We start from the raw sequence: 16,997 nt of genomic DNA on the forward strand, positions 1-16,997 counted from the left end.
AGAGGAAATAATTCATTGAAATCCGTTATTAATTTTTCTTACACAATACTCCTCTTTTTTTGCCTGATTATTTTTACATCATCTTGCAGTGATTCATCAAAAAAATTAGATACTGAAATTGAACCCTGTACTCAATTTGACTGTATCCAGGGCGCTGTCGTTCGCGGAGATTCAACCCGGAAAAATCTCGCTCTCATCTTTTCAGGTGACTCCTTTGCCGATGGAGGTGATCACATTCAATCTGTTTTGGCTGAATATGATATTAAGGCTTCGTTTTTCTTTACGGGAAATTTCTACAGGAATCCGGAATTCCGGGATCTGATCATAAATTTGAATGATGACGGGCACTATCTCGGGGCTCATTCCGATCGCCATCTGCTTTACAACGACTGGGAGAAGCGCGACAGCCTGCTGGTGACCTATTCTGAGTTTACAGAGGATGTAACAAATAACTACAAGGAGATGGAAAGGTTCGGTATCAAGAAAGAAGCGGCTCAATATTATCTACCGCCCTACGAGTGGTACAATTCAACCATTGCAAGCTGGACTGATTCTCTCGGCCTACAGCTTATCAATATGACATACGGTACCCTCTCACACGCTGACTATACAATTCCCCAGATGTCAAATTACAGGGACAGCGATGAAATCTTTGAGAGCATAATAGAATACGAGTCAAAAGATCCAAATGGGCTGAACGGGTTTATGCTCCTGATTCACATAGGTACAGATCCTAAACGGACAGATAAGTTTTACAGGAAACTGGAACCCTTAATCACTGAACTGAGATCAAAGCAGTATGAATTTGTTCGTGTGGACGAGCTGTTAAAGATCAACTGAACTGTCATTTATCTTTTCGAGAACACTTCTTTAAGAACTTTATCTGTCATTTCACCAAATAGCGGGCCTTTTACTAATTGTTGAAATAGAATTCCCTGGCTTTTAAGGTTTGTTTCAATTAAAACCGGGATACCATCTTTGTTAATGCCAAAATCCCAAGAGGCTATATCGCAATAGAGATTTTCTTGATGAAGCTTCTTCACTTTCTCTTTCAATTCCCTAAAATTAGGAATGGTAACATTACCAAAAGAAGTATTCGTATAAGGATGCTCGGAATATTTCTTAAGGGTTTTATGATAAGCCAACTCATTCAAGGTTCCATCGGCTCCTATTCCACAACAAAACCCTCCTTCATTCATATTATCTAAATAGTGTCCATTATTCCCCGCTCTGAATAATTTCGAGATAATCTCAATTTTGTTTCGATTCCTGAAACTTGTCAGTTTTACAGTATTAAGCGAATGTGGATAAACGGCATTTAAACTTTTATGCTGAGTTATCTTTTCCTGGATAATAAACCCGGAACGATACAAATCGAGTAAGTTTTTAAACGAAATTTTCTTGTCATTCAAGAAGATTGAACCACTGTTACTCATTAAAATATTTACGTTCCTGCCTGCTCCGCTTTGAACCGAGGGTTTAATGATTACGGGCTCATCCAGATTTAAAATCTTTTCAATGATCTCTTTTTGATCCAGTTGCTGATATGAATCATCATAAAATTCACTCCTGATATATCTTGCGACGGTTTTTGGCTGCAAAACAATTGAAAATATCTTGTTGTACTGATTTTTATCTGAGAATGAATGAGCCATCCTCGCATCATTGAAGTAGGGTTCTATGTATTGGTAAAACAGATATTCAGAAATGTACCGGTGGTTATCCAATCCATTGTGAGAACAAAAAAACTCGTGCCAATCCGGGTTAATTCTCAAGCCAAATTCTTTATAATATCTTTTTATTTCACTCTTTCTACTCTTTGAAAGCGATTTTTTTGTGCGGATTGATCGAGTTTTGTAATTATAGATTAATGAGTGAGAACGTTTTTCTACTCTCACGGTATGAGCCCATCTATGATAATTTTCCACATATTTTAAGGGGTATAAAAATATGTAGAGAATACACTTATAAGCCCCGAGCGATCGAATCAGATACAGAATTTTTTTCATCGGTTAGTCAAATAATTGAATAATCTTATAAACTTTTGCGATATTCAGTTTTGATAAAGCTTGTGGCTATCTAGAACAATATCCCAAAATATCGTTTGTAAAACTATCTATTTGATCAATGAGTGAAATCGGTGATTCGACAGAAAAAAAGCCATTGCTATCGGTGATCATCCCGGTTTATAATGTTGAGGATTATGTGAGAGACACCCTGGACTCGGTTCGAAATCAATCCTATAAAAATGTGGAGTTCATTGTTATAAACGATGGTTCAACGGACTCAAGTGGTGATATCATTGAAGAGTATCGAGCAAAAGACGATCGCTTCCGAATTTATCATCAGGAAAATGTAGGACTATCTACAACACGAAACCGCGGCCTGCGTAAGGCTCAGGGTGATATTATCTACTTTTTCGATAGTGATGATGTTCTAATTGAAGGTGCGTTCGAAAAAGTCATTGACCGGATGCAGGACACAGACAGTCAGATAGTTTTTTTTGGCCTTATGCTGATCAATAAAGATGGAAAGAAGGCCCGTGGTTATACCGTAAAAAAACGTTCAGATGTAGAAAAACCGATCAAGGGCAAAGTTTTTTTGCAACAGATGATCACATCAAAAACGTATGGTGCCGTTGTTCAAAAATATTTTATTCGAAAATCTTTTCTTGAAAAAACCAATTTGACCTTCGAAGACAATCAAATCCACGAAGATGAATCCTTTACATTGGAGACACTCTGCCTGGCTGATCGAATAACCTCTTTTTCTGAAACGATGATAAAAAAACGCTTAAGAGAACACTCGATCATGTCTACTTCAAAAGGGATCAAGAATGTAGAGGGATGGGCAAGAGCTATCGAACGGGTACTTAATTTCATCAATAAGAATGATATTGACGAACGAACCAGGGAAGCAGTATTGACCCGGTTGAGAACTATTGCACATACAGCCATTCGAACACTCAGAAATTTAGATCACCCCAAAAAGCCAGTTGAACACTACCTGCCTAATGAAACGCAGAATAACTTGGGTTTTTTAGTCAAAGCGCATGCAAAATCTACATTTCTCTATAGAGTCTTTAAGTTTATAAATAGAAAGATCGGGTAGATTTACTGAGAACTAACTGTCTCATTTAATTCGGCGTTGAGAATGAAAGATCTTTTACTGGTGCCAAAGCTCTGCTTTGTAACGCTATTCCGGAAGCTCCGCTTCCATTATTTTTTAGTTGAAGCAGAGCTTCTAGAGGTCGTTCCGAAGGAGGACCTTCGGAACGAGTTGCAACGAGTTTAATATGCCTCTGCGCCTCCCAGCGCTCTCAGCGGTTACCCCCTACTCAATACCTAACACATCTTTCCCTTGCTCAAACACAATATCCGTAGGAATTCCTGCATTGGCCAGGCGGTCAAGGGAGTTCTGCAGTTGCGGCATCATCTGGCCGTACTCCTCGACAAAATTAGCCACACCTTCATAATCCCCATCTCCCTGGAAGGTGAGAATTCGATTTGAGAGTGAGTTTGTTACCTCCTGCATCTGGTCAAATTCTACTCTCCAGGCTTCCTGATCATCATCATACGTGATGGCACCGTTCTCGACGAAATAGTTGAACCGAATGAGGTTGGCCATCCCGTGAGCACTGCTGGTTCCGAATCGAATGGAACGGAAAATACTGGCAACGAATGTGGTGTAGTTTTCTTCGATACTTCCGTCCGTAACCATTCCGTCGTTTCGGAGTTCGTTAATCATGTACAATCCTAACACATCGGCTTTGCCCTCTTCAAGCGCTGATGAGTGTTCCCTCAGAGCTTCCCGTACGGTTCCGTTTCCGTTGATCGTATTCTTGATTCCCAGCCCGTGAGCCACTTCATGAAACATCGTGTTGCTGAAGAAAGCGTCAAATGTCAGATACTGCCTCTGCTCTTCCACAATCAGCATATCGGCGATGTCCACCAGAATTTTATCGTACTTGGCACGCATGGCGTTTTTCAACTGGAGGCGTCGCGTTCCTTTTGCGAGCTGAACTTCTTCATCATTTGGCAGGTTGATCGCAATGGTTTTGGAACCCGCATTGGCATCACCGGCGTAGTAGACCGCATCGTAGGCGTTGAGGTCTGAATCGCGGCCCGGTTCTTCCTGTTTGTATTCTTCCGGAACCGGCAATCCCTCCTGCAGCTCAGGGAGCACTTCCGCATATCGCGAGAGTCGGTCACTCCATTCCTGGTCTTTGATCAGCACAAACGTTTCGTGTGCGGCTTTGTACCCATAAAGCTGATCTTCATACGTTTCAATGGGCCCGATCACCACCTCAATCGTGTTCTCTTTCATATCCAGCCACGCCATATCGCTGGCTTGATAGTCGTCAGTCAACAGCGCTTCGGCCCGTAAATTCAGGTACTCCCTCAAGCCGAGATCTTCCGCCAGTTCGGCCGCTTCTCTCAATTTCTCGGATGCCAGTTGATGTTGCTCGGCAAACTCCTCGTGATACGGAATGGTCATCAAATTTCCGGATTCATCTCGTCGAACCAGCGTATACAGATCATCTTTTGTTTCAGAATCCCACGCTTCGAACTCCTCTTTGGTCATATCTGCGGGATAGAAATTAGCGCCGGCCGGTTTGGGGCCAAATCCGTCGACAAAGGGTTCATCTCCATTCAGGCGATCCCACGGGCCATAATTGATCTCAGCAAATTCTCTTAACTGCTCGCTGTCCAATTGGTCCATCAACTCACTTTTATCCCCATATGCTTCCATCCAGAACACTTCCTCCATCGCCTGGCCGGCATCGATCAGCAGTGAAATAATCTGCCGCTGGTTGTCGGAAAGCTGACTCAAATCAGCATTCAGTTCAAACGACGTGTATTGATCGAGACGGTCGTCAATCGTCATCTCATCTGAGGAGGCCGACTCGGACATCTCCCCCGATTCCTGTCCGCCGCATCCGGTAAGCAGAAGTCCTGTAAATAGTAAAGATAGAATTGAAAAAATGGTTGCCAAGCTTTTCATCATGGTTGGTTGAGTCTTTTGAAATTTGTGGATTCCTGAAATCTATGAAATTTGATTGGGATGTGCGATTGGGAATTTACTAGAATTTGGTACTCATATTTGTTTTCAACTTGCCTTATTCAAGAAATTTGCTGTGCTAATTATTATGATTTAATATGTAAATCACTAAGCAAAATCATACCAGTAATAATTCATTGTAATAACAACCTAATCATTCATCATGGAAGAGATTAATTGGATTGAATATTTGACAGCTTTTGGTTCAGTAACAACTCCAATCTTAGTTTTATTACTTTCCGCAATAGGTTGGCGGATCAGAACTAGACTTGAAAGAAAAATGGAGTTAGAGGATAAACTACGTGATGATAGGATTGAAGCGTACAATAAAATTTTAGAACCATTTATAATTCTATTAATGACTGATCAAGCTTGGAAAGCTGACCCTAAAAACAGGAAAAGAGACAAAAATAAATTAGCTCAAGAAAAAATGCTGTCATTAGATTATAAAGAACAAGCTTTTAAGCTTTCATTAGTTGGCTCCGATTCGGTAGTAAAATCATATAATAATCTAATGCAATATTTTTACAGCATGGACAATACTCAACAAGAGGCAAAAAATGCTGATCCAAAAATTATGATGTCATTATTAGGAAAATTTCTGCTAGAAATTAGAAAAAGCATGGGAAATCAAGTAACATCATTGGACAATTGGGACATGCTTGAATGGTTTCTGACTGACGCACGAAAATATAGAGATGGTTAACATTATTATTTACTTAACTCACTCTTATTTGATTTTACGGTTAATCCCAAATCCTACATATCGCAATTTTCCATTTTAGATCAATAGCTTCAATCAAAATTCTGAGATTCTGAGTCGAGGTCAGGCTGACGGATATCACACCCATCCATAAAAAAAAGGCAGCCCGTTTCCAGGCTGCTTATTCTTTAGTGATTTAATCCAAAACTTTTGCGAAAAAAAATTTGATTAACAGCTATTTCAGATCAAAATGATCTAACTCCTTCTCTTTCCGAGTTTTTAGAATTTTTTAAGAATTGGTCTTTCGCTGCTTTTCCTCTCTTTTTGTACCACTCTAACAACTCTTTGCGAGTCAAATCTTTCGTCTCTTCATAATTTTTTTCTCGAATTCTCCGAGTCGTTTCAACCGTATCAAAATCTTTATTCTTCATAATTTATCACCTCGCGTGGTGAATAAATGTCAATGGTTTTGAGCCCACTTTCTAAGTTAACGGCATTAAACAGCCGAATCTTATCATCATGGACAATATGCCGAAAATTCCAGCTACCTAAAACATCTACGTTGGCAAGTGAAGCCAGGGCGATATGTAAAGCATCATCACGGAATTTTGGCGTCAAAATTTCTTTTCTCAAATACTCTTCAGATAACTCAAGCGCTGATTCTGTGATTTCAAGTATTTCAGGATCATGTTCTATTAACTGTTTTAATATTCCCTTAACCGGATTAGGTGCTCTGCTGATTTCGTCAAATGTCAATTCCGATAAGACAGGTAGATAATTTTTCAAACGAAAATCTTTCATCAGTCCGTTCGACCAACTCTTGAATTCTTTATCAAGGCAACCTCCAATCACAGAAGTATCCAGATATATTCTTGATATTTCCATCTAATCGCGTCAATTAATTTTTGAAAAATCTACTTAAATGTTCTCTCAAACAATTAAGTAAATTATCTCAACTCGAGAAAACAAAAAAGGCAACCCGTCTCCGAGCTGCCTTTCACCTTAATCAATGATTCTCGCCACAAAAGGTGTGGCAATAACCAATCCAACTCAACTTATTTCAGATCGAACCGATCCAACTCCATCACCTTGGTCCAGGCGTTTACGAAGTCATTGAGGAACTTCTCTTCGGAGTCTGCACTTCCATACACTTCAGCGAGTGCCCGGAGTTCAGAATTGGATCCGAAGATCAGGTCTGCACGAGTTGCGGTCCATTTAGCTTCACCCGTGTCACGGTCACGCACTTCAAATTTCAGTTTGTCATCTGTAACAGCTTTCCACTCATACCTCAGGTCAAGCAGGTTCAGGAAGAAGTCGTTCGTCAGTGCGCCGGGATTATCCGTAAACACGCCGTGATCAGATCCGTCCCAATTCGTATCCAACACCCGCAATCCGCCAAGAAGAACAGTCATCTCGGGAGCCGACAGTGTCATTAGCTGAGCTCTGTCCACCAGCATCTCTTCCGGTGTGGCATTGCGTCGGGGACTTGGATTGAAGTAGTTACGGAAACCGTCTGCTTCCGGCCGCATCCATTCAAAGGACTCAACATCGGTTTGTTCATCAGTCGCATCTGTTCGTCCCGGTGTAAATGGCACGGTGACCTCATGCCCTGCTTTTTCAGCAGCTTTTTCAATCGCGGCAGATCCACCGAGTACAATCAGGTCGGCGAGGGATACTTTCTTGTCGCCGGATTGTGCATTGTTGAACTCTTCCCGGATTTCTTCAAGAGACTCCAGCACTTTCGCCAGTTGCTCGGGGTTATTCACATCCCAATCTTTCTGCGGAGCCAGTCGAACACGTGCTCCGTTGGCACCGCCTCGCTTGTCCGATCCACGGAAAGTTGATGCAGATGCCCATGCAGCAGAAACCAGTTCAGAAACAGTCAGTTCTGAGTCGAGAATTTTTCCTTTCAATTGCTCAACATCTTCATCATTGATCAGCTCATGATCAACTTCAGGAATCGGGTCCTGCCAGATCAGGTCTTCCTCGGGAACTTCAGGTCCGAGGTATAACGATTTCGGCCCCATATCGCGATGCACAAGCTTGAACCATGCCCTTGCAAATACATCGGCAAATTCATCCGGGTTTTCATAAAAACGCTTTGAAATTTTTTTGTACTCAGGATCCACTTTCAGAGCGATATCCGTTGTAAGCATCATGGGTGCATTTTTCTTGTTCGGATCGTGGGCATCCGGCACAGTGCCGTCTCCTGCCCCGTCTTTTGGTGTCCATTGATACTTTCCGGCAGGACTCTTCGTCAACTCCCATTCGTAATCAAAAAGGTTCTCAAAAAAGCCCATATCCCACTCAAGTGGCTTATTTGTCCACGCTCCTTCCAGCCCGCTGGTGATCGTGTCGGGTCCTTTACCGCTGCCATAATCATTACTCCAGCCGAGTCCCTGCTCTTCAATAGGTGCTGCTTCGGGATCAGGACCGTTGTGTTCTTCGGGAGCGGCGCCGTGAACTTTTCCAAATGTGTGTCCACCGGCAATGAGCGCTACTGTTTCTTCATCATTCATCGCCATGCGTTTAAATGACTGACGAATATATTGTGCTGATTTTTCAGGATTCGGTTCACCGTTTGGCCCTTCAGGATTCACATAGATCAATCCCATATGATCTGCTGCAAGACGACCCTGGAGATTTCCATCTTCATCATGGCGTTCACTTGCCAGCCACTCATGCTCTGGTCCCCAGTTAATATCTTTTTCAGGCTCCCATAAATCTTCACGTCCGCCGCCAAATCCAAACGTCTCAAATCCCATGGATTCCAAGGCTACGTTTCCGGCGAGTATCATCAAATCGCCCCAGGATAGTTTATTTCCATACTTTTGTTTAATTGGCCATAGTAATCGTCGGGCTTTGTCCAAACTCACATTATCCGGCCAGCTATTTACAGGTGCGAAACGCTGATTGCCTGTTCCTCCTCCACCGCGGCCGTCAGCTACACGGTATGTACCTGCACTGTGCCACGCCATTCGGATAAATAACGGGCCGTAGTGCCCCCAATCTGCGGGCCACCAATCTTTAGAGTCTGTCATCAACTCATTCAGATCTTCTTTTACTGCTTTCAGATCTAACTTTTGAAACTCATCTGTGTAGTCGAAATCCTCTCCCATTGGATTCGACAATTCTGAATGCTGACGCAGAATATCCAGGTTTAATTTGTTGGGCCACCAGTCACGGTTTGCTGTACCACCACCGGCAACCTCTCTTTCAGCTGCATTTCCATTATGAAATGGACATCCACTTTCACTTCCATTCGTTTCCATACTTGACGTATTCTGTTTTTTTTCACTATCCATTAAGACGACTGTTTTTGTGGTTAATTGTAGGTTTGCAAATTATATCAACATCATGATTATTATATGAATAATTGCCACCAATCTACCAATTGATGTTTACTATCAGTTGTATTTGACTTGGTTATTACATCAACATTAAACAGTGCAGAATTCAGGAACTTCTCTGGAACACGAAGAATTGCTTAATCAAAACCCAGGTACCGTAAGGTTTCCATTTCTAATCCACTTTCAACGTACCCTCAGGATACTTTTCATCCAGATCTCTCAAATCGATATTCAGGTCTCCACGCAAATATTTATCAAAGAATGCGAGTGAATACTCGTTGATCAGTTCCGTGGCATAATACGGATCCGCATCTCCTGCTTCGTTTATGGACTGAAGAGGTATCAAAAAGGGAATATCACTGAAATTACTGTGGCCAAAACCATTTACTTTTAAATCGTAGATAACTGTATCACTCCCATTGTGATAGATCAAATCGTTCGGAGCAAACGTAGCTGAATCCCGAACAGCTTCAATTCTAAGAAATGGATGTGCAAGTGTTGAATCGATCATATCTGCCCACTGGGCGCCATCCCAGTTAATACCCGCTTTTACTCTTCGATCGGTGAGCATAAGCTGACCGGCAGTTGCCCCACCTGCTGAATGGCCAAATGCCCCGATCTTATCCAGATTTAATTTGCCGGAAAATCGATTATTGGCTTGTGAGTTCATCCCTTGCAATTCATCGATCACAAATGATAGATCTTCAGCCCATTTGCGCATCATCTCTGCATTGGGATATAGATCAGATATTTCGCGAATAATATCTCGTTTAACCGAATCGCTGCCAGCAGCCCAAAATTTCTCTTCGAGTTTTACAATCTGTTCCCAGACATTTTCAAAATTTTTAGATTCATACCGGTAATCAAAAGAAACCTTTCTGCCATCCGGGTAAACCGTTGCCACCGATTGATAGGGATGATTAACCGCAAAAATTATGTAACCGTGACTGGCAATTTCACCCATAAACGATGAATATGTTGCAGGCGGAACATTATATCCATGAGAAAAAAGAAGTACCGGAAACGTAGCTTCTTGATCAGATACGTGCAGATTTTCATAAGCAAAGGTTTCAATATGCTTCAGATGGTTCAAAGTAAATGCCGGTAGTCCATATTTCTTTGCAAAATATTCCGCTTCAAACGGGTGCATATAGTCCATTTGGGTACCACCGGAATTTGAATTATCTGAAGGATACCAGGCACGAACCATCAACGTTCGATGATCGTCCGGGTCTTCTGTGATGATCTCCTCCCTGTTGGTATCCTCGAGCATTAAGGTTGTTGTGCCCACCATATATGAGCCTGTGGGTTCAGGAAGTTCAAAAACCGGAAGTATAGATCCTAAAGCGGCGGATACAATCAATAGAAGAATTGCACCAAATCCGCCAATAAATCGCCCCCATTTCCGATCCTGAATGGCTGATAATTTACTTGGATGATTCAAGAGCCGAATCGAATTCAAAAGGAAGAGAAAAGTTAGAAAATAAGCCGGAATCATTTGCCATCGAACTCCTTCAAACAGTGCATGCAGAAGCAGGAATAGGAGTGCAAGAAAAGGCAAATAGTGAAGAAACTTCGCTCTGTTAGCTGGTTTAAGGAACAGTGTGCAGGCAGAAGTAGATAGAGAGATCAGAGCACATATTTCAAAAAATTGCATAGCAATATTAGATCTTTGATTGTGAGACCCGGATAGTAAAACCGGGACTCGATTCATTTTTTAAGGAAGCAGGTTGTAGAGACAGTTTGAAAGAAGAGTGGCTGTTTTACTCTCTGCCCGTCAATAATTTCAACCCAAAATAGAATAGCCAGGCGATAACGAAAATAGTCATCCCGTAAAGAGTCGTGATCATTGACACTTTCAACCCGCCGGCCAACAGAGCCGGAGAAACATCCCCAGCAGCCTCAATTGCATTAAAGGCTTGATAAAGGCCTAAGAATTGACCAAAGATGCCAAAAATAAATCCAAAAATACCTATCTCTTTCACTAACGAAACTGATTTAGAACTGGAACCATCTCTTTTGATTTTAATCAATGAATAGACTGCCGTTGCAATTAATGCAACCAAAATAATTGTTAATATGCCCATAAAAAGCGGGCCGCCGGCATAAAATAGATCAAACATGATTTTTACCTGTTTTAAATTAATGTTCATAAGAAATGTATCTTAAGCAAGCTCTTTTCGGCAAGGTAGAAACCCAACCTAAAGATGTTATTCGTCGATAAAAGATGGTTTTTTGACATATAATCAGGATTTTTAGTCAAAAAAAATGAAGGCAGGCAAACATATACTTTTTTGGTTTTTAGCCGGTGCGATACTTGTCGTAGGCTTTGGAAATAGTTATGGTGACTATATTAAGAGCTTCTATTTTGTCACCTTCTTGCTGCCGGTAGCGATGGCTACCTCATATTTCTTCAACTATTACCTGGTACCAAAATTCCTACTTGAACAAAACTATGTTCAGTTTACAATTTATACGATATACACCATAATCGTATCACTCTACCTGGAGATGGTTGTCGTTACAATTTCATTTGTTGTCCTGGCAAACTACAACTATGACCAACTCGACCCGATGATGACAAACATATTCGTACTCGGGTTTGCTGTGTATCTTATTGTACTCATAAAGGCCTTCTATCTTCTCTTCCTGCGTGTGAAAAACAATGAATTCAAAGTCCAGCAGCTGGTTGAAGAAAAAGAGGCGTTGAAAACAGAATTTATTACGGTTCGGGCAGATCGAAAAAATCACCAGGTGAAACTGGATGAGATCACATATATCGAAAGCCTCAGCGACTATGTTAAGATTCACTTCAACAATCAAACCCTTACAACAAGGGAAACAATCACTTCTTTTGATAAATCTCTTCCTGAGACCTTTATCCGAATTCACCGCTCATATATCGTTAATCAAGATCACGTGAGTAATTTCAATTCAACCTCAGTAGATATTGGTGATTTAGAATTGCCAATCAGCCGAACTTATAAATCTGATGCGATTGCTTTACTTGAAGGGTCTCACTCCTCAGTCTCGTAAAAAAGATCAACGCAAAAGTGATCGAATTCTGGAGACAACTATAATTGTCATTAAACCCGATACCATCGCCAATGTTCGGAAAGGAAACAGGTTTACCCCGTCTTCAATCATAGGGTAAGGCAGTAAAATGGGAATTCCCAAAGTGACATCTCCCCCACCGAATCGAAGAACGGCCGCAACCATAAATCCTGCAACTGCACCGGTTGCATTGGCTTTGGGGTCAAACAGTGCACAGACGAGTGCCGGGAAAAGTAAACAATACACAAAATCGCTGCAGAGAAACCAAAGTTCATAAACACTTTGAATATTGAGGGCAATCAGCATTGCTGCTATCCCGATGATCCAAATCATTCTCTGGACAAGTTTTCGAAGTGATTTTGTATCAACATTTGGTTTGAAGAGTGGGCGGTATACGTTCCATCCCGACATGGATGAAGCAGAAAGTATGGATGAATCAGCCGAGGACATTACAGCAGCAGCAACTGCACCCAAACCGATAATTCCTGCCCAGGCCGGTGTTAGGTATCGAATCACCCATGGCAAAATTGAAGCTGCATCTGGCGGTGCAGGAGCCCCAAGAGAACTCCAGTCGGCAACCTGACCCGCAATGCCAATCACAACAGCAGGAACGGCCGCAAGAAGGCACACAAAACCCGCAATGACCGATAAACGAACCGCTGTTTTTTCATCACGAGAAGCGAGAACTCTTTGAAAGTACACTTGCCAGGGAATACCGCCGAGGCTAAGTAAAAGAGCATAATCCCACCAGTTCCAGTAATAGTTCCCGAGCGCTTCTTTGCTGGGCAGAAAACTTGCGGCAGCACCAAACTGTTGTTGATATTGATCCCAGGCCGCCGGCCATCCTCCAACTGCATCAAGCGCAAAAGGGAGTGTGAGAGTAAGCCCGACAAAAAGCAGGATAAGTTGTATAAAGTCAGTTAATGCAACCGCCCAGAGTCCTCCAAGGGCGGTATACGCTATGGTAATTACGGCGGAAAGAACAATTGCCGTTTCTGTATCCAATCCGGCGATGGCACCAAACGTAGTGCCAAGGGCCGTGAGAATTGCTGCAGTCCAAAATATTTCTCCGGAGAGAGCGGGAAGAAAAAATAGAGCTGATACCCGTTTCCCGAATTTCTCCTCCAGCGGATCCAACATGGTTCGATATCCCTTACGCCTCATCTTTCGGGCAAAAAACAGTCCACCAATAATCAGGCTCAACGCATATCCCCAGGGAGCTTGCACCCACACCAATCCAGAACTGTAGGTATATTCTGCTGTTCCATTAATGTAGCCCCCTCCCACCCAGGTTGCACTCATGGTAAAAATCGCGAGAAAAAGTGGAAGTTGCCGGCCAGCAAGTAGAAAGCTGTCGGTATCATTATCTTTTCGGAGCTGTGTGGCATAGGCTCCAATCCCAAAGATCAGGGAGTAGAAAACCATCATAGAAAGATAAGCCGGCCAGCTCAGGGGATTGTCCGTAAAGAAATGGATTCCAAGTCCGCCCACTAACAAAAGCCCAATCAACCATAGTGCCGGACGCAATGCCCCCAGAAATCCGTTTTTCATTTTTTCATTATTCATTCTTCGGCAAAAAATAGTTATATATGCTGACACTTCTAACAGCAATATCAATCAGATAAACATGAAGTTGGAACGACTGAAGGCATGGCTCGTTCATATTTTTACTGCAAGTGGAGTTATAACCGTATTTATGGCCCTCATTGCAGCTGCTGAAAATGATTTTAGAGCCGCTATGTTGTGGCTCATCGCGGCTCAACTGATCGATGGAGTGGATGGCACACTGGCCCGGCGTTACAAAGTTCAGGAGGTACTTCCTAATGTAAGCGGTAAAAGTATCGACTTTGTGATAGACTTCTGCGGCTATGCAGTTGTACCTGCTTTTATAATTTATCAAGCTCCATTGATGCAAGAATGGATTGATCTGTTTATGGCTCTTCTGATTGTCTTTACCTCTGCAATTTACTACGGCAGAACCGGAATGATTACTGACGATTATTATTTTAAGGGATTCCCGGTAATGTGGAACATGGCGGCATTCTATTTTATTTTCATTTTCAATTTTCCCGCAACTCTCAATGCCATCCTGCTCTTCTTGCTTGCCTTGATGCAGTTCCTGCCAATAAAATTTGCTTACCCGAGTATGACGATCCGTTGGAGGCCTTTCACATTAATTTTTACAGCAATTCTTTTGGTTTCCATGACAGGCTTACTCATTTTTTATCCCGACTATCCTGGTTTTTTGTATTGGGGTCCTATTGTCAGCCTTGTATACTTTGCTTTTTTTGGATTTGCAGCAACCTTCATTCATGAGGAGGATTTCTAATAATTCTCGAAATCCATTTTTAAAAATCATATTGTCTTTCAATCAAAAAGTATTTGAGTATATCTCCTTTGAAATGATTTGACTATATTATCGTTTAATAAAGTGTATTTATTTAATAGAAAAGCGCTTTTATGACTGAAGACGAGAAACGGGAAGCATTCCGGGAACGAATTGATAAAGGTGAAAAAATTGAACCTAAAGACTGGATGCCCGAACAATACAAACAACAGTTAATTCGCATGATGAGCCAGCATGCCCATTCCGAAATTGTAGGCATGCTGCCGGAAGGAAACTGGATTACAAGAGCTCCCTCCCTGAAACGAAAGATTGTACTGCTTGCAAAAGTTCAGGATGAGGCCGGCCACGGAATGTATCTTTACAGTGCTACTGAAACCTTGGGAGTTCGGCGGCAGGATTTAATCGAAGATTACCTTTATGGCACTGCCAAGTATTCAAGCATATTCAACTATCCCACGTTAACATTCGCCGATATTTGTGTGATTGGATGGCTCGTCGATGGCGCAGCGATTGTAAATCAAACCATGTTGGCGAAATCATCTTACGGACCCTATTCGCGAGCAAACATTCGCATTTGCAAGGAGGAAAGTTTTCACAAGAAACAGGGATATGAAATGCTCGCAAAAATGGCTGATGGGACATCGGACCAGCAAAAAATGGCTCAAGATGCTGTTAACCGTTGGTGGTGGCCAACATTGATGATGTTCGGTCCTCACGATGAAGATTCTCCAAACAGCGCAGAACTGATCAAGTGGGGAGTGAAAACCAAAACAAATGATGAGCTCCGACAGGATTTTGTGGACAGAACCGTCATGGAAGCCAAGGCGATTGGCGTTACTCTCCCCGATCCGGAACTTAAATATAACGAGGAAACCGGGCACTGGGAGTTTGGTGAAATTCCATGGGATGAATTTTGGAGTGTTATAAAGGGCAACGGCCCGATGAATCGTGAACGAATGAAGACGCGCAGAAAAGCCTATGAAGAGGGTGAGTGGGTTCGAGAAGCGGCAATGGAATATGCAAGAAAAAGGAAATTGAAAGATGAAAAGGCTTCATAAAATTCTCTCCTCTTGGGAGAGGAAAGTAAAATAAGCGTTTAGCGAATGAACACGGGGTGGGTTAAACCTTTTATCTGTATAAAACCAGATTATTATTCAAATCTAAAATACGCCACCCTAAAAAATAAATTTTCAACAATGTCCGAAAATTCTAAAAACAAAACTGAATGGCCGCTTTGGGAAGTTTTCTATCAACCCAAAGATGGGAAACCGTTTGAACATGCCGGCAGCATACACGCCGCCGATTCAGAGATGGCATTACAAAATGCACGTGATACCTATGCACGGAGAAATGAAGGAATTGCCATTTGGGTAGTTCCATCTGATCAGATTACTGCATCCACCACAGAGGACGAGGAACCATTCTTTGATCCGGCTGATGACAAACCCTATCGGCACCCGCAATTTTACAGTACACCGAGAGCGGTTAAAAAGAGGAAATAAATGAATAGTAAGTAGCAAGAATTGAGTATCAGGACTTTCTCGTCTATCAATAATTGCTACTCGAAACTTAATACTTGTTACTCGATACTTAATACTTAACCTATGAGCACCACCGATATCAAACCAAAAACTAAAGTGAAGCTACTCGTTGAAATGATACTTCGGCTGGCAGACGACCGTCTGATTCATGGCCATCGACTTTCAGAGTGGACAGGCCATGGCCCGGAATTGGAGGAAGATCTTGCACTTGCTAATATGGCCCTCGATATGATTGGGCACGCTGCAGCTCTGTATGGATATGCCGCTGGGATTGAGGGAAAAGAGGATGAAGATTATTACGCGTATTTCCGCGATGACATCGATTTTAAAAATGTGGCGATGGTAGAGCTTCCCAAAGGCGACTTTGCATTTACAATGGCTCGCCAATTTCTATTTAGTGCATACAGTTATTTCCTGTATCAAAAACTGATCGAGACTGTTCAGGATGAACAATTCAACGGGATGCTACAGAAACACTTCAAGGAGATAAAATATCATTTGCGACACAGCCGGGAATGGATTTTACGGTTGGGGGATGGAACTGAAGAGAGTCACAAAAGAATCCAGGGTGCTTTCGATGAAATCTGGATGTACACCGGAGAACTTTTTGATTTAGATGAGGTGGATCAATCTGCGATTGAACAGGGTTTATTTGTGGATGTTACTACTTTCAAAGATGAGTGGAAAAATTTGGTTAATGAAGTATTAGAAGAAGCTACTCTCGATGTTCCTGATGACGATCAATACATGTTTTCAGGAGCGAGACAGGGCCGGCATACTGAGTATTTAGGCAGATTGCTTGCTGAAATGCAGTTCTTGAGAAGATCATACCCGGATGCAGAGTGGAAGTGAAAGTACAAAGGGCAGCTTGCCCGTTAATTCAAAATGAAGATCCAACTTACTAACAACTATTAAATGTATTGATGTTCCACTGTTTCTTA

Annotated in this window: 16 protein-coding genes; 8 read left to right on the forward strand and 8 right to left on the reverse strand. The window is 42.1% G+C overall.

What is annotated here, in order from left to right; translation table 11 throughout:
• The first annotated feature begins 15 nt into the window (after positions 1 to 15).
• A complete protein-coding gene (locus L6773_RS06100; protein ID WP_237852978.1) occupies positions 16 to 840 on the forward strand; it encodes a polysaccharide deacetylase family protein in 825 nt (274 codons plus the stop codon).
• Between the two features lie 8 nt (positions 841 to 848).
• Here L6773_RS06100 and L6773_RS06105 read toward each other — a convergent pair whose 3' ends face one another.
• On the reverse strand, positions 849 to 1,775 hold the full coding sequence (locus L6773_RS06105; RefSeq protein WP_237852979.1) for a sugar-transfer associated ATP-grasp domain-containing protein: 927 nt from the start codon (positions 1,773 to 1,775) through the stop codon (positions 849 to 851).
• A gap of 352 nt (positions 1,776 to 2,127) precedes the next feature.
• Between L6773_RS06105 and L6773_RS06110 the strand changes: the two genes are divergently transcribed.
• The gene (locus tag L6773_RS06110; RefSeq protein ID WP_237852980.1) at positions 2,128 to 3,111 is read left to right on the forward strand and encodes a glycosyltransferase; all 984 of its coding nucleotides are present in this window, start codon (positions 2,128 to 2,130) and stop codon (positions 3,109 to 3,111) included.
• A 222-nt stretch (positions 3,112 to 3,333) separates the two neighbouring features.
• Here L6773_RS06110 and L6773_RS06115 read toward each other — a convergent pair whose 3' ends face one another.
• Positions 3,334 to 5,004: a DUF8614 domain-containing protein gene (locus L6773_RS06115; RefSeq protein ID WP_439653426.1), complete on the reverse strand. Its 1,671-nt coding sequence runs from the start codon at positions 5,002 to 5,004 to the stop codon at positions 3,334 to 3,336.
• 220 nt (positions 5,005 to 5,224) lie between these two features.
• On the opposite strand from L6773_RS06115, the gene L6773_RS06120 reads away from it, so the two are divergent.
• Positions 5,225 to 5,767: a hypothetical protein gene (locus L6773_RS06120; protein WP_237852982.1), complete on the forward strand. Its 543-nt coding sequence runs from the start codon at positions 5,225 to 5,227 to the stop codon at positions 5,765 to 5,767.
• A gap of 242 nt (positions 5,768 to 6,009) precedes the next feature.
• Here the strand turns inward: L6773_RS06120 and L6773_RS06125 are convergent, their stop codons facing one another.
• From L6773_RS06125 to L6773_RS06145, 5 genes are all read right to left on the reverse strand, one after another.
• Positions 6,010 to 6,195, reverse strand: a complete 186-nt coding sequence (locus tag L6773_RS06125; RefSeq protein WP_237852983.1) for a hypothetical protein — start codon at positions 6,193 to 6,195, stop codon at positions 6,010 to 6,012.
• On the reverse strand, positions 6,185 to 6,649 hold the full coding sequence (locus L6773_RS06130) for a type II toxin-antitoxin system VapC family toxin (RefSeq protein ID WP_237852984.1): 465 nt from the start codon (positions 6,647 to 6,649) through the stop codon (positions 6,185 to 6,187). Before L6773_RS06130 ends, L6773_RS06125 begins: the two co-directional genes overlap by 11 nt.
• Positions 6,650 to 6,819: 170 nt before the next feature.
• Entirely contained in the window at positions 6,820 to 9,069 is a 2,250-nt protein-coding gene (gene katG, locus L6773_RS06135; protein WP_237852985.1) for a catalase/peroxidase HPI, read from the reverse strand.
• Positions 9,070 to 9,286: 217 nt separating this feature from the next.
• Positions 9,287 to 10,771, reverse strand: coding sequence for an alpha/beta hydrolase family protein (locus L6773_RS06140; RefSeq protein ID WP_237852986.1), 1,485 nt, complete (start codon positions 10,769 to 10,771; stop codon positions 9,287 to 9,289).
• 106 nt (positions 10,772 to 10,877) lie between these two features.
• On the reverse strand, positions 10,878 to 11,237 hold the full coding sequence (locus tag L6773_RS06145) for a MotA/TolQ/ExbB proton channel family protein (protein WP_237852987.1): 360 nt from the start codon (positions 11,235 to 11,237) through the stop codon (positions 10,878 to 10,880).
• 145 nt (positions 11,238 to 11,382) lie between these two features.
• On the opposite strand from L6773_RS06145, the gene L6773_RS06150 reads away from it, so the two are divergent.
• Positions 11,383 to 12,150, forward strand: a complete 768-nt coding sequence (locus L6773_RS06150) for a LytTR family transcriptional regulator DNA-binding domain-containing protein (protein WP_237852988.1) — start codon at positions 11,383 to 11,385, stop codon at positions 12,148 to 12,150.
• 6 nt (positions 12,151 to 12,156) lie between these two features.
• Here L6773_RS06150 and L6773_RS06155 read toward each other — a convergent pair whose 3' ends face one another.
• Positions 12,157 to 13,719: a high affinity choline transporter 1 gene (locus L6773_RS06155; protein ID WP_237852989.1), complete on the reverse strand. Its 1,563-nt coding sequence runs from the start codon at positions 13,717 to 13,719 to the stop codon at positions 12,157 to 12,159.
• A gap of 76 nt (positions 13,720 to 13,795) precedes the next feature.
• Here L6773_RS06155 and L6773_RS06160 point away from each other — a divergent pair, with 76 nt between their 5' ends.
• The 4 genes from L6773_RS06160 (at position 13,796) to paaC (ending at position 16,908) form a co-directional block, all read left to right on the forward strand.
• Complete coding sequence (locus tag L6773_RS06160; protein WP_237852990.1) at positions 13,796 to 14,497, forward strand: CDP-alcohol phosphatidyltransferase family protein; 702 nt, start codon at positions 13,796 to 13,798, stop codon at positions 14,495 to 14,497.
• A 131-nt stretch (positions 14,498 to 14,628) separates the two neighbouring features.
• Positions 14,629 to 15,573, forward strand: a complete 945-nt coding sequence (gene paaA / locus L6773_RS06165; RefSeq protein WP_237852991.1) for a 1,2-phenylacetyl-CoA epoxidase subunit PaaA — start codon at positions 14,629 to 14,631, stop codon at positions 15,571 to 15,573.
• A 138-nt stretch (positions 15,574 to 15,711) separates the two neighbouring features.
• Positions 15,712 to 16,017 (forward strand): 1,2-phenylacetyl-CoA epoxidase subunit PaaB, encoded by a 306-nt coding sequence (paaB, locus tag L6773_RS06170; RefSeq protein WP_237852992.1) that lies wholly within the window; start codon positions 15,712 to 15,714, stop codon positions 16,015 to 16,017.
• A 102-nt stretch (positions 16,018 to 16,119) separates the two neighbouring features.
• Complete coding sequence (gene paaC / locus L6773_RS06175; RefSeq protein WP_237852993.1) at positions 16,120 to 16,908, forward strand: 1,2-phenylacetyl-CoA epoxidase subunit PaaC; 789 nt, start codon at positions 16,120 to 16,122, stop codon at positions 16,906 to 16,908.
• Positions 16,909 to 16,997: the final 89 nt, after the last annotated feature.

This window comes from Rhodohalobacter sulfatireducens, assembly GCF_022012475.1.
GTDB classification, from domain to species: domain Bacteria; phylum Bacteroidota; class Rhodothermia; order Balneolales; family Balneolaceae; genus Rhodohalobacter; species Rhodohalobacter sulfatireducens.